Annotated in this window: 14 protein-coding genes and 1 pseudogene; 5 read left to right on the plus strand and 10 right to left on the minus strand. The window is 48.2% G+C overall.

Translation table 11 applies throughout. The features are described from left to right. Positions 1 to 1,310, minus strand: a pseudogene (locus WG8_RS28515) (FAD-dependent oxidoreductase); the annotation flags it as partial. 450 nt (positions 1,311 to 1,760) lie between these two features. Between WG8_RS28515 and WG8_RS15025 the strand changes: the two are divergent. Continuing rightward, complete coding sequence (locus tag WG8_RS15025; RefSeq protein ID WP_007431063.1) at positions 1,761 to 2,363, plus strand: ANTAR domain-containing response regulator; 603 nt, start codon at positions 1,761 to 1,763, stop codon at positions 2,361 to 2,363. A 19-nt stretch (positions 2,364 to 2,382) separates the two neighbouring features. Beyond that, complete coding sequence (locus tag WG8_RS15030) at positions 2,383 to 3,453, plus strand: anthranilate phosphoribosyltransferase (RefSeq protein ID WP_043891091.1); 1,071 nt, start codon at positions 2,383 to 2,385, stop codon at positions 3,451 to 3,453. Between the two features lie 111 nt (positions 3,454 to 3,564). Here the strand turns inward: WG8_RS15030 and nasC are convergent, their stop codons facing one another. Next, positions 3,565 to 5,688, minus strand: coding sequence for an assimilatory nitrate reductase catalytic subunit NasC (gene nasC, locus WG8_RS15035; RefSeq protein ID WP_007431065.1), 2,124 nt, complete (start codon positions 5,686 to 5,688; stop codon positions 3,565 to 3,567). A 72-nt stretch (positions 5,689 to 5,760) separates the two neighbouring features. After that, a complete protein-coding gene (gene nirB, locus WG8_RS15040; RefSeq protein ID WP_007431066.1) occupies positions 5,761 to 7,962 on the minus strand; it encodes a nitrite reductase large subunit NirB in 2,202 nt (733 codons plus the stop codon). 385 nt (positions 7,963 to 8,347) lie between these two features. Here nirB and WG8_RS15045 point away from each other — a divergent pair, with 385 nt between their 5' ends. Continuing rightward, the gene (locus WG8_RS15045) at positions 8,348 to 9,598 is read left to right on the plus strand and encodes a nitrate/nitrite transporter (protein ID WP_043891170.1); all 1,251 of its coding nucleotides are present in this window, start codon (positions 8,348 to 8,350) and stop codon (positions 9,596 to 9,598) included. A 275-nt stretch (positions 9,599 to 9,873) separates the two neighbouring features. Then, entirely contained in the window at positions 9,874 to 11,592 is a 1,719-nt protein-coding gene (locus WG8_RS15050) for an NAD-dependent malic enzyme (protein ID WP_007431068.1), read from the plus strand. Positions 11,593 to 11,695: 103 nt separating this feature from the next. On the opposite strand, the gene WG8_RS29540 is transcribed toward WG8_RS15050, so the two are convergent. After that, a complete protein-coding gene (locus WG8_RS29540; protein ID WP_442950078.1) occupies positions 11,696 to 11,806 on the minus strand; it encodes a hypothetical protein in 111 nt (36 codons plus the stop codon). Positions 11,807 to 11,864: 58 nt separating this feature from the next. Further along, positions 11,865 to 12,992 carry an L-dopachrome tautomerase-related protein gene (locus tag WG8_RS15055; RefSeq protein WP_007431069.1) on the minus strand — a complete coding sequence of 376 codons (1,128 nt, stop codon included), beginning with the start codon at positions 12,990 to 12,992 and terminating at the stop codon, positions 11,865 to 11,867. A gap of 265 nt (positions 12,993 to 13,257) precedes the next feature. On the opposite strand from WG8_RS15055, the gene WG8_RS15060 reads away from it, so the two are divergent. Continuing rightward, positions 13,258 to 15,021 (plus strand): methyl-accepting chemotaxis protein, encoded by a 1,764-nt coding sequence (locus WG8_RS15060; RefSeq protein ID WP_007431070.1) that lies wholly within the window; start codon positions 13,258 to 13,260, stop codon positions 15,019 to 15,021. A 124-nt stretch (positions 15,022 to 15,145) separates the two neighbouring features. Here the strand turns inward: WG8_RS15060 and WG8_RS15065 are convergent, their stop codons facing one another. From WG8_RS15065 to WG8_RS15085, 5 genes are all read right to left on the minus strand, one after another. Then, on the minus strand, positions 15,146 to 16,198 hold the full coding sequence (locus tag WG8_RS15065) for a glycoside hydrolase family 53 protein (RefSeq protein WP_007431071.1): 1,053 nt from the start codon (positions 16,196 to 16,198) through the stop codon (positions 15,146 to 15,148). 55 nt (positions 16,199 to 16,253) lie between these two features. Next, positions 16,254 to 18,341 carry a beta-galactosidase gene (locus WG8_RS15070; RefSeq protein WP_007431072.1) on the minus strand — a complete coding sequence of 696 codons (2,088 nt, stop codon included), beginning with the start codon at positions 18,339 to 18,341 and terminating at the stop codon, positions 16,254 to 16,256. Positions 18,342 to 18,371: 30 nt separating this feature from the next. Next, entirely contained in the window at positions 18,372 to 19,250 is an 879-nt protein-coding gene (locus WG8_RS15075; RefSeq protein WP_007431073.1) for a carbohydrate ABC transporter permease, read from the minus strand. A 27-nt stretch (positions 19,251 to 19,277) separates the two neighbouring features. After that, entirely contained in the window at positions 19,278 to 20,168 is an 891-nt protein-coding gene (locus WG8_RS15080) for an ABC transporter permease (RefSeq protein ID WP_007431074.1), read from the minus strand. Positions 20,169 to 20,405: 237 nt separating this feature from the next. After that, positions 20,406 to 22,088, minus strand: a complete 1,683-nt coding sequence (locus WG8_RS15085) for an extracellular solute-binding protein (protein WP_007431075.1) — start codon at positions 22,086 to 22,088, stop codon at positions 20,406 to 20,408. Between the last annotated feature and the right edge of the window lie 93 nt (positions 22,089 to 22,181).

Here is a 22,181-nt window from a genome sequence, read left to right on the forward strand (position 1 = left end):
ACACCCGCCTCTCTAATGTCACCCTTGGACACACCATTACATCCGCATACAATTTCATCATCAGGCATTTGTTCCAGCATCATGGAGCCATTTGCTTCTGATTGACCAGGATGAAAGCCGAGCAGCAGTTCTTTCTCGCGGCCAACTATCGACTCGCCACTTTTGATCAGTGAAAACAACTTGGCTCCATCAGACGTATCGCCGAACAGGACGGCTCCGATCAGTTTTTCTTCCTTGATTACGATTTTTTTATAGACGCCGCCAATTTCATCCTGATATCGAAGGGACCGCGTTCCCGCTTCGTCCTTATAACACCCTGCTGAAAACACGTCTACGCCCGATACCTTCAATCTCGTCGAAATGACGGAACCACGATAGCCCGGGGTCTCCATTCCCGCGAGCCGCTGGGCCAGCACACCGCCCTGTTCATATAATGGAGCCACCAGCCCGTAGGTGATGCCACGGTGCTCAGCACATTCGCCTACGGCGTATATGCCGGGGATACCTGTTTCCATGTAATCATTTACGATAATGCCGCGATTGACAGGAATTCCTGCCGACACCGCAAGCTCAATGTCTGGTGTAATGCCTACTGCCATAACGATTAGATCCGCTTCCAGCTCACTGCCATCGGCAAATTTCAATCCCTCCACACGGCGACGACCTGTGATAGCCGCCGTTCTCTTATTGACCAGAAAATTCATCCCTTGCTCCTCCAGCTCACGCCTTAGCATAAGGGAAGCGGCCTCATCCAGTTGCCGATCCATAATATATTCGTGAATATGAATAACTGTAACATCCATCCCCAAATTGAGGAGCCCCCTGGCAGCCTCTAGCCCAAGCAATCCGCCGCCGATAACGGCTGCTTTTTTGTGCGTCTTCGCCGTCTCCATCATCGTTTCGCAGTCACGGATATCCCGGAAGCCGATAACACCCTCCTTATTTGCTCCTGGAAGCGGCAGGATGAAGGCGTTGGAGCCAGTGGCCAACAGCAGCAAATCATAAGGGACGCATACACCGGAGCGGGACGTCACCTGCTGCTTGTCTGTGTCAATCTCTGTGACAGGATCACCTGTAAACAACCGGATATGATTTTCTTCATACCAGCTCCAGTCGTTGATGACAATATCCTGCAAACCAGCTCCTCCAGCCAAAACGGAGGACAGCATGATCCGATTATAATTCGGATGGGGCTCGGCCCCGAATACCGTAATGTCATAGATGCCCGGAGCGATCTTCAGTAAATGCTCAAGGGTGCGTATTCCCGCCATTCCGTTGCCGACCAGCACCAGCTTTTTTTTATGGTTCATCAGACCTCTCCCCTTCTATTCATATCCTCAAAACATAAAAAGCCTGCTTCACATAAGGGGATTCAAAATATCCCTCCATATGCGAAAACAGGCTCCATTGCCGTTTCATTGAATACGCCGTTGTATCCATCTGAGTATGGAATTAAAAGTACTGTAGCCAATATATAATGATTCAAGTTCGATGTCAATATTCCTTACGTATTATCTTTAAAAAATGTATTTTATCATCATGTAACATATTTATGACGTATAAAATATCACCTTTTCATAAAATTTCGATTGATTTTCAGATGAAAACACGCCAAAATGGATTAAAAGTCTGTTTTTCTTTCAAAATGTTCAAAAAACGCGTAGTTAAACCGAAAACACATGTCAGGTTTGTTATCAAGGAACACTTCTCAGCATCCCCATTGCTAACTATCCTTCATGTCGCAGAAAGGAGGAGCCCGCTTGCGTTCCTTGTTGGTAATTCACCCACATTCAGAGCATGTATCCGGAGAGGCTCACGCCGTTTCCTTACGTCAGGCAGGACCTGAGCAGCTTTTGGAGTCCAACGGATATTTGACACTACCCTGCCGTGATGAATCTGAAATCAAGCAGCTGATTCATGGTGCAGATGCGGCGGTGCTGAATATACCTGTCGGCACCATCAGCGCATGGTCTACCAAGCTGGAGCAAGCCAAAGCCATTCCACTGCTCTGGTGGTGCAGCGCGGAATCTGCTCTGTCATCGACGGAATTCTGTGAAGCCAATGTTCCCGTCGACGGCATTTTAACCCCGTCCATGGCAGCACATGAGCTGAATTGGGCTCTTCACTTTAGCGCCAAACGCTTTTTCGAACGCCAGCACTGGCTCAGTGAACGCAAACAACTGACCGCTCGGCTGGAAGAGCGCAAATGGATTGACATGGCCAAAGGCATACTTGGTGAAGTAAACGGCATTCCAGAAGCGGAAGCATACGATCTACTGCGAAAAAAAGCAATGAATGAGCGCAAACGGATCGTTGATGTGGCCATCTCCATCGTCAAAGCACAGCAAATGCTAAAGGCATAGATTTGAAAGGGGCGTTCATATGAACATGATGGAAATATTAAAAGAAGTTGGACGCGGCAAAAGAGGCGCCCGGGATTTGAATTACGCCGAAGCCGAAGCCGCTGCCGAGCTTATTATGACCCGCTCGGCAACGCCTGCACAAATCGGAGCCTTCTTTGCCGCAGAACGCATCAAAATGGAGAGCATCGCCGAGTTGGAAGCATTCGTTAACGTCTGTCGTAAATACGCCCATCGCTTCCAGATGCAGGAAGGCATAGATTTCGCAGGTCCCTACGATGGCAGAAAATCCTCATTTATCGCTACCTTCGCCACCGCTTTTCTAGTCGCCGCGCACGGGGTCCCGGTGACGATGCACGGAAGCGCGCCCCTTCCTCCCAAATGGGGCATTACACTCCCCCTTTTGCTGCAGGAAATGGGGGTGGCGTCTGAAACCATGACACACGAAGCCGCCACTCACGCGGCAAGGCTGACAGGCGTACTGTTCGCAGCCTCTGAACAATGGTGCTCACCTCTGAGAGAGCTGCGTACCATCCGCGAAGAGCTAGGGCTCCGCACTGTGCTGAACACAGCCGAGAAACTGGTTGATTACGGTGCTTCTCCGTATATCGTATTCGGCGTTTTCCACAATACAGTGTTCGACAAGATGGCGCAGCTGATGCAGCAGCTGAATTACCGCAGGGCTCTGATCGTCCAGGGTTGCGAAGGATCGGAGGATCTGTTCATTGACCGACCAACCCGAACCTACCTACTTGCTAACGGAGAGGTATCGCTGCAGGTTATCGACCCGGAAATGTACGGGTTAGATTCGGTGGTACCCGAGCTTAACTGGACCCCTGCTGAACAGCTGCGTATAACGGAGGAGGTATTACAAAGCACAGCTCCTCTAGCCTTTTCGAATCAAGTACTGCTCAACGGCGCAGTCCGACTATTCGTTGCAGGCCGAGTCAACTCTATAGAGGAAGGCTTGTACACCTGCAAACCATTGCTGGAAAACGGGGTTGCCTGGGATCTGTATTGTCGCTGGCGTGAAGCTATGCTTACAAACGAAATGAAAACAGGAGCCATCTTATCCGAACCCCGACTGCATTGATCGTACGAGCATTACGCAATCTAGCAATTGTAGAACATGAATTGAACAGGTCAAAAGGCCGGCTCCTGACTCAGGGGCTGGCCTTTTATGCATAAAAGAAATTCCGTAGAACTAAAGCCATTCACCACGATCTGCACTAATCGCGACTACAGGCAGGTGGAGGGGACGGATGTGTACAGCAGCCGTTTTGAAGCCCGGCATTCGGCAGAACGGATCAAGCTCTGCTCGGGTCGCCTGGTTTACATTTTGCACACCGCCCCAATGCATAGGTACGAAGAGCGTATCTTCGCGGATATTCGGTTTGATCCGGCTGCGCACGGTGAAGCTTCCTCGCTGTGACGTGATTTCTACCCATTCCCCGTCCCTGATATGCCAGCGCTGCGCTGTACGTGGATGAATTTCCACAAAGTTCTCAATCTCACGCGCGGTTAGCGACGGACTCCTGCGCGTTTGTACACCTGTCAAATAGTGAGCCAGCACGCGGCCGTTTGTCAGAATAAGCGGGTATTCCTCAGACGTCTGCTCTCCAGCTCCACAACTTTCAACCACCGTAAAAACGGCCTTTTGATCAGAGAGGGCAAAGCTTTCCCGAAACATCATATCCATACCTGCTTCGTCCGGTGACGGGCATGGCCAATATACGCCTTCCTCACGACGCAGCCTGTCATAAGTGATTCCGTAATAATCGGCAGAACCGCCTCGACTGGCAAGTCGCAGTTCTTCAAAAATATGCTCAGCATCCTTATACAAGAAGTAGCTTCCCCTGTCCAGCCCCGCAGCTATTTGACATAAAATACGCCAGTCATCTCTAGTCTCGCCCGGAGCAGGCCGGGCTGCTTCCCGCAACAGAACGCGCCCCTCCAGATTGGTCATCGTCCCGGTATTCTCCAGATAGGAGGTTACAGGCAAAACAATGTCGGCCATCCGTGCCGTTTCAGTAAGGAACATATCCGCCACAACCAACAGCTTGAGTTTTTTCAGCCCTTCCTCCACCAGTCGGGCATTCGGATTGGATACGACAGGATTAGAGCCCATCACGAACAGCGTCTCGATTTCTTTCTGATGAACGAGCTCCATCATTTCATAGGCCGATACTCCTTTTCCCGGCAAACTGTCCGGCTCAACTCCCCACACAGACGCCACGTAGGCCCGATCCGCTTCATTCTCAATCGATCTGTAGCCGGGGAGCTGATCTGCCTTCTGGCCGTGTTCCCGTCCCCCTTGTCCGTTACCCTGACCCGTGATGGCCCCGTACCCACAGCCTTCTCTGCCAATCTTGCCGGTAGCCAGCACCAGATTAAGAAAGGCACGCACTGCCATATGTCCATCTGTATGTTGCTCGACCCCTCTGGCAGTAAAAATAATCCCCGTCTTTACACCACCAAAAGCGCGCGCGGCCTGCCGGATCACCTCCGGCTCAATTCCGCACAGCGCAGCTGATTCGTTCAGATCTACACCGTTCAAATGAGTCAACAGTTGCTCATACCCATGGGTCCGCTTGCGGACAAACTCTTCATTCACTAATCCCTCGTCCACGATGACCTTTAGCATGGCGTTGGCCAGCATCGCATCTGTACCCGGTCTGATTTGTACATGCAGGTCGGCAGCAGCCGCCGTTGGAGTAGCACGAGGATCAATGACGATGATATACGCTCCGTTCTCCTTGGCCTGGTGAAAATAAGGCATGAGTGTCGGCTGACATTCAGCAATATTCGTACCTGCGAGCACAATACACTGTGCTAGCGGAATATCTGCCAGCCTGCAGGTCAGTCCACGGTCAATACCAAACACCTTGCTCCCAGCAGATGCAGCGGCCGACATACAGAAGCGGCCGTTGTAATCGATATAGCGCGTACCTACAGCCACTCTGGCAAATTTACCAAGTAAATAAGCCGTTTCATTGGATAGCGAACCACCTCCGTATATGCCGATTGCATCTGGCCCCTGTGTGGACAGCGTTGAAGCGAGACTTGTGGCGACAGCATCCAGCGCCTCCTCCCATGTAACCGGCATAAGCTTGCCTGCTTTACGCATAAGGGGCCGCATCAGCCTTTCTGGATGGATTGTATGCTGATATGCATTCATTCCCTTGACGCACATTCTGCCCTGCGAGGCTGCGTTAGGTTTCCCTTCCGCCCTGTACACTGTACGGGTGACACCAGCAAGTGACTCTATATCTGTGCTAACGGTCATCTTGCATTGCACGCTACAAAACGGGCACTGTGTATCCATCATTAAGTCTCCCCCTCTCCATTCTTCACAACTTTATTGTCTGCACGCGTACAAATGGATCGCCACCATTCCTGCTTAACCAGTTACCCTCTCAGCTTTGTCGACGCACAAACTGCCCGCCAATTCACTTCGAAGAGCTGCGTCGAGCACGTTCTCCCGCAATACCAAAATGTCAGTCCTTTCAATCCATTCCCACATTTTCTCCCCATACCGTGCGTTATACCGATACATTTGCAAGCAAGCCGCAGCCATCAAGACCGCTTCTTCCATGTTCTCTTCCACACCAATCAGCCGTCCCTGGCGAACCGGATGCTCCGCATGACCACCAGCATAGACCTCCCACCCTGCCGGTGATCGGGAGAGTCCAATGTCGTGGACAAGCACACCTCCGGGATATTCCGGGCCCGGGCAAACTGCAACTGCAATCGGTGCTGACAATGCGCGTCTCCCCCAGACAGCTGACAGTCGTTCTTTCAGCCAGGCTACTTCTGCAAAAGCCTCACCGTCTATCTGAATGGACTCGGAAATCAACTGACTCTCGCCATTCAGATCCATAAAATTCACAAAACGCAGACTCGTAGAGGCTGATTCTCCGCCGTGATGTGCGGCGGCCTGGATCGCAACATCTCCAACCCATTGACCTGACACAGACCTGTCCCGCAACCCAAGGGATTCCAGGTAAAAAAGTACAGCCGGACGGCATAATCCACACCCCTGCTGTCTGGTCCAACTGAGACGGGACACAACTTCCACTGGAGTCCGACATTGTGCGGTCATCATGGCTGTCTTGAGCGAATCATGATCGTAGTGCGTACATCCGCACACAGGAACAGCTTCTTGGACAGTCGGAGCAGCTACAGCTCCTGAAATTCCCGATAGGGACGAACCATTTTTGAGCAGTGCAGCCACCAGCGGCCGACACCCACCACAGGAAGCGGATGCCTTGGTCCGACTCTTCACCTCTTCCACGGTTTTTAGCTTATCTATAGTGATCGCTCGTAAAATAGTCCCCTTGCTCACGCCGTTGCATGCGCATACCGTCTCCTCATCCGACAGCTTGGCGGCCTCTTCCTCCGCTCTGCTTACACCTTTACCTTTATCTTGTGTAGCAAGCTCTGCAACAGGTGCACCTCGTCGTACCATTCCAAGCAGCGAGGTACTTTCCGCCGTATCTCCAAACAAAATGGCGCCAGTGACCATGCTATTGCGCATCATCACTTTTTTGTAAATCCCCCGAGTACCGTCATATTCCATTACTGCCGTCTCGTTTCCCTCTTCACGTATGTCTCCTGCGGAAAACACCTGAATCCCCGCAACCTTGAGCTGTGCATACGGAACCGACCCCTCATAGGGAGCCGTTTCACGGCCACAAACGACCTTTGCCAATACTTTACACTGCTCATACAATGGCGCCACCAGCCCATATGAAATCCCACGGTGCTCAGCGCATTCACCGACTGCGTAAATACCGGAAATACTTGTGCGCATATAATCATCCACGACAATAGCATGGTTGACTTTCAGACCGCTGCCCTGCGCTAATTCGATATTCGGCCGGATACCAACCGCCAACACAACCAAATCCGTCTCCAGCCTGTTCCCGTCCGAAAACATCAGTCCCTGCGCCCTGTTCCGCCCCATAATATTGACCGTTTTCTTTGCCAAATGAAACCGCATCCCCTGCTGCTCCAATTCTCTTTGCAGAAGAACAGCCGCTGCCCGGTCAAGCTGCCGATTCATAAGATACTGTGCATTATGGACAACTTCGACTTCCATCCCCAGATTCAGCAGACCTTGTGCGGCCTCTAAGCCCAGCAGTCCCCCTCCAATGACCGTGGCCTTCTCGTACGTTTTGGCATACTCAGCCATGGTTTCACAATCACCCACATTTCGAAAAGCGATGACTCCCTGTTTCCGGGCTCCGGGAATGGAAGGTATGAAGGGCAACGAGCCAGTTGCCAGTATGAGCATGTCGTATGGTTCTTTAATGCCTGATTCCGTTTCCACCGTACGGGCTGCAATATCAATGCCACAGACACGTTCGCCAGCGTACAGTCTTACTCCGTTCTCTTCATACCACGCCCAGTTATGAGTAACGATATGTTCGAATGAACTTTCATCCTGCAGCATTTTGGACAGGAGCACTCGGTTGTACCCGGGACGGGGTTCTGCACCAAATATCGTGATTTGGAACTGATCCGGCTCGAGATCGAGTATTTCCTCTACACATTTGATACCTGCCATACCGTTGCCGACGATGACCAGTTTTTTCATCATAACGAACCAGCCCCATTCTCCACATAAAATAAGACAGAAAAAGCCCTTCTCCATTCAAAGGAAAAGGGCGCCGTTGCCGCAAATGCCGACACACCGTTGTGCCGATATGTACCTAAGATTAATGAATTGTGAGCATTATGTCAATATTCAATACATATATCCTGTACCTTTGTCTTTATCTTATTTATTTTTTTCTTTTTATGTTATGTATATTGACATTTAAAGAACCATTTTTTATAATCTGGATTAAAATCACTCGAACGTGATCATACCTGATTGACGCACAATGAGGTGTGTCAACTACGGCAATGAAGCCGCAAATCATCCCCAGGCACCATGCAAGGGAGATTTGCGGCTTTTCATGTTCAACATTACATTGGATGGAATGAACAAAAAAAGTTTCTGGCAAAGCGGACACAAGCCCACGCTATTTGGCGCCTTCCTGTATTTTGATATCAGCTTTATGATATGGGGGATGATCGGGCCTCTGTCTGTTGTCATTGCTAATGACTACCCCATGGACCCTTTACAAAAAGCCAACCTTGTCGCTCTTCCGGTACTAGGCGGTTCCCTGCTGCGGCTCGTGCTTGGCTTCATGTCAGATTATATCGGTCCAAAGCGCACCGGGCAGATCGGTATGCTTGTGACATTCATTCCTCTCCTGCTCGGCTGGTTGTGGGTTGATTCGCTAGATCAGCTGTACATGGTCGCCCTGCTGCTAGGTGTAGCCGGAGCCTCATTTGCAGCTGCGCTGCCATTAGCAAGTCAATGGTATCCCAAGGAGCATCAAGGCTTGGCTATGGGAATTGCCGGTGCCGGCAATAGCGGTACCGTTCTCGCGACCCTGTTCGCTAATCGCCTCGCACAGCATTTTGGCAGCTGGGAGGCCGTTTTCGGATTGGCCATTATTCCGATCTTCGTCGTTTTCATTTTATTCAGTATTTTTGCCCGCAACAGCCCTCACCGACCGGCACCCAAACGTCTGTCTCAATACGCTTCAGTGCTTAAACAGGGAGATGCATGGGTATTCTGCGCTTTTTACTGTGTGACGTTCGGCGGGTTCGTTGGGCTTTCTAATTATTTGACCATTTTCTTTAATACCCAATACGGGCTCTCTGCTGTACATGCTGCCGATTTTGCAACCGTTTGTGTGATTGCCGGGAGCTTCTTCCGGCCTGTGGGCGGCTTTTTGTCTGACCGGATCGGGGGGTCACGCATGTTGATGTATTTGTACGCTGGAGCCGGGATCATGCTCGCGGGCATTGCATTTCTACCGCCGCTTGCCCTGGTTGTAGTGCTGCTTTTTGTAGGCATGATGTGCCTTGGCGCTGGCAACGGCTCTGTATTCCAGCTCGTGCCGCAGCGGTTCGGAAACGAAATTGGGCTCATGACCGGCATTATTGGCGCTGCGGGTGGCATAGGCGGATATTTTCTACCACTTATTCTCGGCAATCTGTACAAATTAACGGGTTCCTATATGCCGGGTTTCATCTGTCTGAGCCTGATCACCTTCTGCGCTTTTGCTCTCGTCATCGTAATGCAGCTAAAATGGCGCAACAGCTGGATGCGCCCTCCTGCTCCAGCTACTGATGAAGCCGCCCGCCGTATCGGGGAATTAAAGGTTGATGTCCATTAACGTATCGGGGAATTAAAGGTTGATGTCCATTAAAGTTATCTTTTTTAGTTCAACCCATATGCTTTAACTTCAATGATATAAAATTGAGGTTAAGGCTATTTTTTTATTTTACTTTATTGAATTTTCATAATTTTCATAATTCTTCATATGAAAACACTTATATAACCATTTTTCACACAACATACTGGTTCACTTGAGTTAAAATAAAGCGTATACTTGTTCACGCAATGTTCAAGGTTTTACGAAATGTAACTTTTTAGAAAGAAGGAATCAGAATGCGTGCTTTTCATCTTACTGAAGATGGATCTATCGAAACCGGATTAACTGGAAAAGAACTGCTTGCCAACCCACTGCTGAATAAGGGAGTGGCTTTTACTCTTGAAGAACGGCAGCAGCTTGGACTTGACGGTCTGCTCCCTCCTACCATATTAACCATTGAGGAGCAGGTTCAACGGGTATATGAGCAATTCCAGAGCCAACCGGACAATTTACGCAAAAACGTCGCTTTAAATGATCTGTTTCATAGAAATACCGTCCTGTACTATCGTTTGCTCTCTGAGCATCTGAGCGAAATGCTTCCAATTGTTTATACGCCAACGGTTGGTCAGGCTATACAGGAATACAGCCATGAATATCACAAGCCCGGCGGTATGTATTTATCTATTGATAATCTCGCAGGAATTAATGATGCTTTTAAAAATTTGAACTTGGAACCTGATGATATCGATCTCATCGTAGCCACAGATTCCGAAAGTATTTTGGGTATTGGCGACTGGGGAGTCGGGGGAATTAACATCTCTATCGGCAAGCTTGCTGTTTATACAGCTGCTGCGGGAATCGACCCTAGCCGAGTACTGGCAGTCGTGCTTGATGCAGGTACAAACAACGAGAAGCTGCTGGAAGATCCTCTATATATGGGGAACCGTCATAAGCGTGTTCGCGGAGAGCAATATGACCAATTTATTGATACCTACGTTCAAAATGCGCTTTCTTATTTCCCGAATGCTTTGTTGCACTGGGAAGATTTGGGCAATGTTAATGCGCGCAATATTATCAACAAATATGGAAGCAGTATTTTGACATTCAATGATGATATTCAAGGTACTGGCGCAGTTACGCTCGCAGGCGTTATGTCCGGTGTTCAATTGTCTGGAATCCCGCTGAGCAAGCATCGAGTTTTAGTCTTTGGGCCGGGAGCTGCCGGCATCGGTAATGCAGACCAAATCAGTGCAGCCATGATGCTGGAAGGACTGTCGGAAACCGAAGCAAAACGCAACTTCTGGGCTTACGATTACCGCGGCCTGCTCACCAATGAAACGGAAGGACTTTTCCCATTCCAGGTTCCTTATGTACGAGATGCCGCAGAATGCCGCGACTGGGAGCATGCTGAAGATGGCAAAATCCCTCTGCTGGAAGTCATTCGCCATGTGAAACCGACAATTATGATCGGAACTTCTGGTGTTGCCGGAGCATTTAGCGAGGAAATCGTGAAAGAGATGGCCAAGCATACCGAACGCCCAATTATTATGCCTATGTCCAATCCGACTCCGCTGGCTGAAGCAACTCCGCAAGATTTGATCCGCTGGACGGAAGGAAAAGCACTTATTGCCACAGGAAGTCCTTTTGAGCCGGTCATCTACAACAATATCAAGTTTGAAATCGGACAATCCAACAATGCTTTCGTATTCCCGGGTCTTGGTCTTGGCGCAATCGTGGTGAAATCGAAAGTGATTACAGACAGCATGTTCGCCGCTGCTGCCCATGCAGTAGCTGAAATGGTTGATTTGTCACAGCCTGGGGCTGCCCTGCTTCCAAAAATCAGCGAACTGCGAGAAGTATCTGAAGCTGTAGCCATAGCCGTAGCTAAAGCTGCAGTTCAGGATGGAGTAGCACGTCATCAGCCGAATGATATCGCGCAAGCGGTTCGGGATGCGATGTGGGATTGCAATTATAAACCTATCAGACAATATGGTCAGGAAGCAGTCTTGGTTTAAAAAATAATGAACAGCATCAAGTTGTACTTGCATACAAGCAAAATGATTATTTAATAGTAATTATTTGAAAGTGATTATTTAACTGGGGCTGAACTGCCCCCCGTCAAGTAGACAGTACAAATAATAAAGGCGTTTTAAGCGGCCTTGGTCCTAATTCCATCGGACTGAGGCCGTTTAATTTGGCTTGTAGTCGTTCGTAATTGTAAAAACGGATGTAGTCTCAATACATCTGCCACACGGGAGATGCTTTGGGTCAGTTTCTTGGCAATCTACTAGGCATACAAATACGACTTGACTCCTTGACCCGCAAATGCTTTCCAAATCACGAAGTTATACGGATAAGTCCAATCGATGTCGTACCCGCCCGTGATTTCATGCAGCCGATTGCTGTTGAACAGGATGGAGCCCTGCTGATCGAAAGCGACCCCGTCCACCCACACCATCCGGTCGTCCGACACGAGATCGTGGAACGTTTCGCTGTAGGGGCTGTACATCCCCACGCCCTTTCCCTCCAGCATCGTGTAAAAAACATTTCCTTGGGCATCGGCATGCATCCCATCCGTCGTGGTTCTTTTACTCCCTATCGCCTGCACGGCCCGCTGGATTTTTTCGGGCGGAGCCTGAAAATCCATCAAGACGGAGGTATCGATGGCATAAAGATTGCGTCCGGTCAGCGGGCAATAGTACAAGGTGGAACGGTCGGCGGACAAGGCGATGCCATCCACGCCGATGCGGTTCAGCATCGGCTTATTGTCAATGGCAAACTGAAAACCGGGAAGATCCTGTGTGCTGAATTGCCGGTCCAGCACCCGTCTGAGCGATCGCGTCCGCATGTTGTACACGATGATGCCGCCAGCCACCGGATGATCCGGCCAGCCATTGCCGGAATCGGTAATATAGACGAAGCCGTTCTTATTGTCGACGACCAGATCGTTCAAAAAAGAGGTCCGATACGAAGCGATCTCATCGGGAAGCGGGATGACGTCGATCATGCGGCGCGTATTCAAATCCCAGACAAGCAGCTTCTGCGAGCCTTCGGGCGAGGGGGCATAAGCGATTTTTCCTTGATCCAGCAACCAGATCCGGTTGAGCTCATCGATTTCATATCCCTGAATGGACCTCATCGCCCGCACATTCCCGGCCTCATTCCACTCCCAACTGGGAAAAGCCTCCAGGAGGGGGTTTCCGTTCTGGATAACAATTCTATTCATCGTGGCGGGAATGCCCGGGGCGAGACGGGGAACGCAGACGTAATAGTGCCCTTGCCGATCGACTTTGACGCCGACGAGGATCGCATTTTTCCAATACTGGCGGGCTTCAAATTCCTCCTTCATCCTGAGGTTCGGAAAACACCAATCCAACCGGCTCCAATGGAAAATCATATGAGAACGCAAGCGCATCCCCCCTTCAGACCAAAGTACTTCATTCCTATAGGTATATGGCCTCTTCCCCGCAAAAATGACCGGGTCTTCCCCTCCATTGAAGATTGGTTATTTGGCAGGAAAAGTTTTGTCGTTCTTTGCCATAAGTTTCACTGATAAGCATCCGATATTCTCCAATTTTAATAAATACCTAACATTTTGAAAGGTAATTGACGAAATATATAAGTAATAGGTCGTAAGTCGCACTTAAACTAAAATTTCTAATTCAAAGGAGAAGAGACACGTGAAAAACTTGAAGTGGAGTACTATGTCCTTTTTTGGTAAAAATCTATTAATTTCGTTTGTCAACATTGTATTAATAGGTGCTATTCTCATCACATCCAGCTATATTCTTCAAAAGAATATTTTGACCACCCAGTTGCAAGATCAGGTTAAAGTACTGACCAAAAAATGGGCAAATGATGTTGACAAAACAAAAATGCAACAAGCGTTAAGCGAAAAAGATTATAACGGTTCTGCTCAACAGGATTTACGCGAATTTCTCGATTCTATTCATACCTTGTATCCTAATGTTGCCCAAGCTTACATATTCGGCACAGAATTAAAAGAAGGAAATCAAACCTCCATTATTGGCATTCCGACCAACTTAGTCCAGTCTTTCCAGGAGTCGAAACTGAATATAGGCGATATGTATACGCTCTCTGACGCAAATGTAAAAGCTGTAAATGACATGCTTGAATCCAAAGAAGCGGCGTTAAGCAGCTTCTACACTGACGAATTTGGTACATGGACAACCATTGCTTACCCGCTTACAGATGAAAGCGGCAAAATCACAAGTGCGCTTTACTTTGACGTAGACGCAAGCTCTGTACCAGCCGGACTTCACAAGCTGCTTGTATATGGCGTTTCCCTACTCATTCTGTTCCTTGCTATCTTCTTGACGATTCAATATTGGCTGGTCAAACGCACTCTCTCCCCGATTCGCTCCCTGATGAAGGGCATTGAGGAAGTCAGCGAGGGAAATCTGAATGTAAAAATCAAGACAGGTCTGGACGACCTTGGCATCATCAATCAAAAGTTTAATACCATGATCAAACGTATTAACGATACCATGGTAAAAGTACAGGATACGACGCAAGAAGTTACGGAGTCGGCTCAGGAATTGCTAAGTATCAGCGAGCAAAACAGTACAAACACGAACGTCATTAACAGCAATATGAAAGAAATTGCCCAAGGAATTGAGGCACAAGACAAAGCTGCAATGGAAAGCTCACGGGCTATGAGTGAAATGTCTACGGTCGTTCAGACGATTGCAGGAAGCTCCTCTTCTGTAGCAGACGAAGCTTATTCTATGGAAAAACGCTCCGTTGAAGGTAATCAGATCGTGCAAAGAGTTTCCGCTCAAATGGATTCAATCTCCAACTCGATGGAAAAAACCGTTGTCTCCATTAATGCACTGCAAAGCCGTTCCAACGAAATCAGTAACATCGTAAGCATCATTACTGGCATTGCCAGCCAAACCAATCTGCTTGCACTGAACGCCTCCATTGAGGCTGCCAGAGTAGGTGAGGAAGGTAAAGGCTTTGCTGTAGTCGCGGGAGAAGTGCGCAATTTGGCTGAACAGTCCCAAGAGTCTGCCAGACAAATCGCCGAGCTGATTGAGGAAATTCAAAAAGAAATTGAGCAAACCGTAGAAGGTGTCAGCCTCGGCTCGAAGGAGGTCCAAATTGGACTGGAAGTCACCAAACAGACAGGTGAAATGTTCTCAGAGATTTTAAATGCCGCCAATAAAGTATCATCACAAATTCAGGAGGTTTCCAGTGCAACGGAACAGATTTCAGCCAGTACACAGGAAATGACAGCAACCTCTGACGAGTTATCCTCCACGATCAGCAAAACATCAGACAGCAGCAAGGAAATTGAACATACGATCGGAGAGCAGGCCCAATCCATGGCTGCCATCGTGGATGCCTCCGACAAGCTGTCGTCGATGTCTCGTGAGCTGGAGGAGCTTATTTCATTCTTCAAAGTCGACCGAAAAGCCTAAGGATGTGGCTTCATCCATCCGTCATAGATAAAAATAGAGAACCTCTATTCCGCATAACATGCGAATTAGAGGTTCTTTGACATTCCCACAATTAGTTTCAGACTAGTTTCAGATTCGTTTTAGTTTAGTTTAGAAATCCTTCCAAAGCGGAGGTTGGCTTTCCGTCAGCCTGCCAAGCACCTTTGTTGTAGCCCTTGTTGTAACCTGGGGTTGCAGCCGGCTCCCAATAAAATACCCCTGCGCCTTTGCCACCCCCGATGTTCCGCACCTTTGTTTTGATAGCAGCAATAAATGCCTTGGAAGCTGCGGGTTCATTATAATCCATCCCGATTTCACTGATGACAATGCCTTTACCGTATTTTGCAATGAGGCTATTGGCATTGGCAATCGTCTGGTCCACCTTGCCCTGCCAGTCAGAAGAAGACGGATACAGAGACAGCCCGACGAGGTCAAACTGAGCTCCATTGTCAATCAGCCCGCCAATATTCCAGTTTAACGTGGAACCGTTATCCCCGTTAGCCAAATGTACGATCGTCTTGGTGCTGCTGCTTACCGATTTTACTGCGTTATTGCCTGTATTGACGAGCCATGCATAGTTTTTCATATTCACCGAGGCTTTACCGTCATCCCAGAGCATTCCATTGTTCGTCTCATTGCCGATTTGTACCCAGTCTGGTGTTACGCCCTTGCTTTTCATCGTGTTCATAACATAAACCGTGTGGGACCAGACTGCATCCATCAGTTGTGTAAAGTTAAAATTGCGCCATGCGTAAGGCTTGTTCTGCTGGCCTGGATCAGCCCAGGAATCGCTATAATGCAGGGTCAGCATAACGCTCATACCCAATTTTTTGGCTCGCTGCGCCAGCTCTGCCGCCTTCTCAGCATTCATGTAACCGCTTGCATAATCGTTCATGTTAGGGTTCACCCATACACGAATACGTACCGAGTTAATCTGGTAATCGTCTCGCAAAATTTGCAGTACATCCCGACGGACCCCTTTTTTATCCTTCCAGGTCATACCTTGTGCTTCCATTCCTGCTACCCAGCTTATATCGGCTCCTTTGGCAAAAGCAGGGGCGGCTGAAGCCGTCCCCAACCCTGCAGAGCCGAACGGGTACAAAACACTGGATAACAAAATCAACACCGCAAATAGTATAAATCGGTTGCTTGTTTTCATAAGTCATCTCCTATCTGAATTTTGGAAAAAGTCAGCCCTTAGCCTTATACCATTTCTAATGTATGCGCTCTGTCTTGAGAACCTTGACAGCATAGTTATTCAATCGAAGTTTATCGTCTTCAATCACACGATTTTCCAGCATATCCACATAGATTCGTCCATCCAGTGTAATTTCTTGCGACTCATGCGTAAAATTCAAAATAAAAATATAATCGTAAACTCCATCAGTGCGAATCGCTGTATTTACTCCATGCGGCAACTTGACATGAAGTGCTTTACTGATTCCTTCACCCTCAATCAAGCTTCTATAAAAATGACTGTTGAACGATCCCGTGTTGCGTGAAGCGATGTAATAAGCTTTTCCCTGTCCCAAACGGTTCACCGTCAAGGCTGGACGTCCTGCATAAAAGTCTGAACCGTATACAGCCAGTACCTTTGCACCTTCCGTATGAATAAGGTCGCACAGCTCTACAGCCTCATACTCACCATTCAGATTCAACTCATTGCCCTCAACCGGCAAAATGCGATTTCGGTCGTGATCATGCAGTCCGTCGATCTCTTCCGACCATATTCCCAGCGTCTTGCGAAGCGGCCCCGGAAAGCCTCCGAGGAAGCACAAATCATGTTCATCCACAATGCCGGACCAATAGGTTGCTACAAAAATGCCACCGCTTTCAACAAACTTTTGTATTCGCTCACCCACACCGCTGCGCACCATATACAGCATTGGAGCTACTATAAGCTTGTATTTGGAGAAATCGGCATCCATATGAATGACATCTACAGGCACCCCCTGCTCCCACAATGCCAAATAATGCGCTTCGGCTGTCTCCTCGTATTTCACACCTTTATTCCGCGGCCCTTGCGAGTCGTTGACTGCCCAGCGATTCTCCCAGTCGAAAATAACTGCAGCCTCAGCAGGCACAGATGTACCGATAACCTCCTCCAATTTTTCCAGCGCATTGCCGACCTCTGTCACGTCTCCGAAAACCCGAGTGTGCTCATGTCCGACATGATCGACGACTGCACCATGCAGCTTTTCACTCGAACCGCGACTTTTCCGCCACTGAAAATATTGAACGGTGTCTGACCCGTGTGCTACAGCCTGTAAAGACGATAGCAGATGCATTCCTGGTCGCTTCAGCTTGCTGACCTCTTGCCAATTCGTCAAACTCGGTGTACTCTCCATGAGCATCCAAGGCTTGCCTCCTTTGATTGAACGAATAATATCGTGCATCATCGCTACCTTCGCAGCCTGACGGCTCTCATCACCTCCCCGGTCATGCCACGTCGGATAGCTGTCCCAGGATATAATATCCAGCAGATCGGCAAACTTCCAGTAATTCAGTCCTTCAAAAAATTCCATTAGATTGGTCGTGACCGGAAGTGTCGGGTTCGCTGCCTTGAGCGGCACAATTTCGTGTTGGATAAAATCTGCGGTCTGATCGGTCACAAACCGTCTCCAGTCCAAATTCATAGCATGGACCTGTGTTTCACCGTGAGGGGCCGGAGACTCGATTTGGCTCCAATCCGTAACCGTATGACTCCAAAAGGTCGTCCACCATGCGTGATTAAGCTTATCCAGTGTGCCATATTTATCCTTTACCCAGGTGCGGAATGCAGCCTGACAATAATCACAGTGGCATTCTCCACCAAATTCATTGGAAATATGCCAGCCAATGACAGCCGGATGATTCGCATAGCGCTCGGCCAGCTTTATATTCATGATGCGTACTTTTTCCCGGTATACTGGCGAGGTAAAACAGTGGTTATGGCGGAACCCGTGCAGGTTGCGGACACGGTTAGCCTCCACACGCAGCACCTCAGGATATTTTTGTGACATCCAGGCCGGTCTGGCTCCACTAGGAGTGGCCAAAAACGCATAAATTCCGTTCTCGGCAAACGAATCCAGGATACGGTCGAGCCATTCAAACGTAAATACACCTTCCTCAGGTTCCAATGAAACCCATGAGAATATACCGACGGACATCACATTACATTTAGCCAGCTTCATCAGCCGGATATCCTCTTTTAGCACCTCAGGATCATGCTGCCATTGCTCCGGATTATAATCCGCTCCATGCAGCATACGCGGAACTCGCTCACTGATTGGCGGGTATTTGAAAATGTTTGGATGCGACACTGTAAATCATCTCCTTTAGATCAATAGGGTTTACTCCTTGACAGAACCAAGCGTCATACCTTTAACAAAATACTTTTGTAAAAATGGATATACAATAAGAATAGGCGCTGCACCAATGAAAATTTGCGCTGCATTCACCGTCGTTTGTGAAAGCAATTCCATTTCTTTGGGACTCATACTCATAGAGCTCATGTCCTTCTGAATGATTACCGTTTGCAGGAAGGTAGCCAGTGGATAATCCTTGGCATTGCTCAAATAAAGCAGACCATCAAACCATGAGTTCCAGTGAAATACCATACTGAACAACGCAATCGTCGCAATAGACGGCAGGGATATCGGCAAAAATATACTAAACAAAGTCCGAAAATGTCCTGCCCCATCGATCAGTGCGGCCTCCTCCATCTCCTTGGGTATGCCTCTAAAAAAGTTCAGCATGAGGATGACCAGAAATGTATTGACCGCTCCCGGCAAAACAAGTACCCAAAAGCTGTCCATAAGATGAATTTTTTGAATAACCATATAAAATGGAACCAGGCCACCGTTAAAAATCATACTGAATACGAACAGCCATGAATATACGTTTCGGCTCCGGAATACAGATGTTTCTTTTGAAAGTGGATAAGCAGCTAAAAAGGTAATTAGCAGCGTCAAGCCAGTACCGAGCACGGTCCGGAGAACAGAAATCCAGATAGAGTGCAGAAAAATAGGATTATTCATTGTCTTCTTGTAGGCTTCTAGTGAAAATTGTACCGGCCACAGTCCAACCAGATTGGCGTCTGCTGCTGATTTGGCACTAAATGATACCGCTAATACATGAATCAGCGGAACGATACACATGATAGATAAAAGCACAAGCAGACAAATATTAAACACATTGAAGATGCGATATGCCGTTGTTTTATGATACATGACTCTCCCTCTTTCAGCCTTGTGGAATCAAAATATGCGGTAGCCTGCCCATTTGTATGCAAGTCGATAGGATATCAGAATGAGAATCATACTGATCACAGATTTAAACAATCCGATGGCGGTAGCAAAGCCCATTTCCCCGTTAATTAACGCTGTCCGATAGACGAACGTGTCAATAATATCGCCTTTTTGGTATACAAGCGGGTTGTACAGGTTGAAAATCTGGTCGAAGCCGGCATTCAGAACATTGCCGAGTGCAAGTGTACCCACAACCACCACCATCGGAATTAGCGAAGGCACTGTAATATGCAGCGTCTGTCTCCAGCGGCTTGCCCCGTCCATCTCTGCTGCTTCATACAACGAAGGATTAATCCCCGCCAGTGCGGCGAGAAAAACGATAGTATTGTAGCCAAACTCCTTCCATATATCTGATACGATCACCGTAAAACGAAACCAGTTATTGTCCCCCAAAAAGAAGATGGGCTGGATTCCAAGGCTTCCAAGAATGCGGTTCATAAAACCATCTGTCGAGAGCAAGTCAACCAGAATTCCGCCCAAGATGACCCACGACAGAAAGTGTGGCAGGTAAACCAGCGTCTGAATGGATCGTTGAAGTCCAACCTTGCGAATCTCATTCAGCAGAATAGCAAAAACAAACGGAACGAGCAGATTGAAAAACATCTTTAGTACCGCGATAATTAGCGTATTCCAGACGACTTGCAGACTGTCCTCCCGTTGAAACAGAAAACGGAAATTATCCAGTCCAACCCACTCGGAGCCAGTTATACCCAGCCAAGGCTTGTAATTTTGAAAGGCCATCACGATCCCGCCCATTGGAATGTAGCTGAATACAATTAAAAAAATGATGGCTGGCAGCAGCATGATATGAAATGGCCACGTACGTTGCAGACTTCTCATTGCAGTTCCTCCTGTAACTCTCATGGTATACTTCAATTATAGAAGCGTTGCTACTAACGAAACAGTTCAAAAAACCAACATACATGGCACAAAAGCAATCATTTTTCAGCCTCGCCATGTGACTGGTAGTCTATCTCGCAAGCATAATGGCAGCGCATTTATTTCCAATATAATCTGGTGATTGGTATGAAAAAGGCTGCCCGTGTGGGACAGCCCGTCTATCCATTTCAACTGTGTTTACTTCTCAACGCTCTTATACCATTCATTCACTTCTTTTGTAATTTGTTCGCCTCCGGCACTCTTCCACGTCTGCACGAAGGTATCAAAGGCCGAAATCGGCTGTTTGCCATAAATAATTTCATTGAAGGTCTGGTTTTCAATCTTATCCAGATAGTCCTTTTTGGACTTCATAGTTGGCGTAGTAGGTCCCGTGAACTGATCCTTCATGGAGATGTCCTTCTGTTCCATTAACACCTTGGCAGCCGCAGGTGTATCTTTGCCGTAATTGACCATTACATCCTTCTCCAGACGAGTCTTCGCTTCCGCGCCGTCAGCCAAACTTAACAAAGCCTTCATTTGGGCATCAGGTATACGCGCACCATCACGAACCAGCAAATAACGAACAGAGTTTACATAACCGCCTGGTATCTTGTCGATAGGCAACAGCTTTTTATTCGCATCCAGATCATAGTCGTAGCCCTTAAACAACCCGTTCGCCAAATCTCCTTCCGGTTTGGCATTTGCAAAATGATCAAACAAGTAATTTTGATAGGTGAAAAAAGCTTCAGGATGCTGCATTTGTTTGTTGATCAGTACGACACCATTGGTGTATTGAGTTCCATGGCGCATGGCTTTGTTGTCAGGCCCCACTGGAATCTTAATCGGCTTCCATACGGCACTCTTCGCATTTTTCACCGTATCCTGAAGCGGCCAGCCGCTCATCCAGTATGGACCCGGTATGATGCCTGCTGTTCCTGCGACTGCAGGCTCTGACGTTTTATTCTCATCCCACAATGCTGCTTCCTGCGGAATGTATCCCTTTTTGAGCCATTCGCTCAGCTTTTGCAGACCCGGCTTCATACCTGGCTGCACGGAGCCATACTCCAAGCTGCCGTCCGCGCCTTTGTTCCATTGTTGGGGGAGTGTGCCATAGGCTCCGAAAATCCAGGACGGGTCACCCATCCAGGTGTTCATAGACGTTTTGAAACCGATGCTGAGCGGAATCACTTTGTCCGGAGACAGTCCGTCCGGGTTTTTATTTTTAAAGGCATCCATCACCTTTTCCAGTTCATCCATCGTCTGAGGAGCTTTCATGCCGAGCTTGTCCAGCCAATCTTGCCGCACCCACAGCACATAATCGTGGTTATAGGCGAAATCGAGTACTGGAATTCCCATTTTTTTGCCGTCCCGGCTATATTGGTTCCATACGTTCGTATCCTGATTCATCGCCTGCTTCCAGGAATCCGAAGCATACTTATCGAACAACGGACCAGCTTCCGCGAACATACCGGAATCGATCATATCCTGCGCCAGCTGCTCATTTTCCGTTCCCAGTACAACGACGTCCGGCATCTCCTGACCGGAGGACATCGCCAAACGCAGCTTCGTGGCAAATGCACCATTGGTATCCGTGACAGACCAGAGTGATTTTATATTAATACCGAATTTCTCTTTAGCCCATTTGGTCGCCACGTTATTTTCGATCGATTCGCCATTTTTAAATTTTAAGGTAGGATCTACACCCCATACGGTGGAAATGGTGACTTCCGGATTGTATTTTTCTTTGTATACGTTTTCAGTTTTGGCTGCGCTATTGGTATCTCCACCATTCCCCGTGCCCGAGCAGCCCACAAGCCCAACTCCTAATAGCACAGTTGCGGCGAGCAGCGACAACAGCTTTTTTTTCGAATGAACTCGCATATTGTTCCCCCTCAAAAAATCATTTTCTACTCTTTTATTATAAGAGGGCTTTTCTATGCAGCCTATGTCACAAAATAAATATTTCTGCACCTT

The sequence above is a fragment of the Paenibacillus sp. Aloe-11 genome, from assembly GCF_000245715.1.
GTDB classification, from domain to species: Bacteria; Bacillota; Bacilli; order Paenibacillales; family Paenibacillaceae; genus Paenibacillus; species Paenibacillus kribbensis.

Excerpts from the sequence above, each read along its gene's own strand:
- WG8_RS15030 (WP_043891091.1), top strand. The coding sequence starts at position 2,383 with ATGAACATGATGGAAATATTAAAAGAAGTTGGACGCGGCAAAAGAGGC.
- nasC (WP_007431065.1), bottom strand. The coding sequence starts at position 5,688 with ATGATGGATACACAGTGCCCGTTTTGTAGCGTGCAATGCAAGATGACC.
- nirB (WP_007431066.1), bottom strand. The coding sequence starts at position 7,962 with ATGATGAAAAAACTGGTCATCGTCGGCAACGGTATGGCAGGTATCAAA.
- WG8_RS15045 (WP_043891170.1), top strand. The coding sequence starts at position 8,348 with ATGAACAAAAAAAGTTTCTGGCAAAGCGGACACAAGCCCACGCTATTT.
- WG8_RS15050 (WP_007431068.1), top strand. The coding sequence starts at position 9,874 with ATGCGTGCTTTTCATCTTACTGAAGATGGATCTATCGAAACCGGATTA.
- WG8_RS15055 (WP_007431069.1), bottom strand. The coding sequence starts at position 12,992 with ATGCGCTTGCGTTCTCATATGATTTTCCATTGGAGCCGGTTGGATTGG.
- WG8_RS15065 (WP_007431071.1), bottom strand. The coding sequence starts at position 16,198 with ATGAAAACAAGCAACCGATTTATACTATTTGCGGTGTTGATTTTGTTA.
- WG8_RS15075 (WP_007431073.1), bottom strand. The coding sequence starts at position 19,250 with ATGTATCATAAAACAACGGCATATCGCATCTTCAATGTGTTTAATATT.
- WG8_RS15080 (WP_007431074.1), bottom strand. The coding sequence starts at position 20,168 with ATGAGAAGTCTGCAACGTACGTGGCCATTTCATATCATGCTGCTGCCA.
- WG8_RS15085 (WP_007431075.1), bottom strand. The coding sequence starts at position 22,088 with ATGCGAGTTCATTCGAAAAAAAAGCTGTTGTCGCTGCTCGCCGCAACT.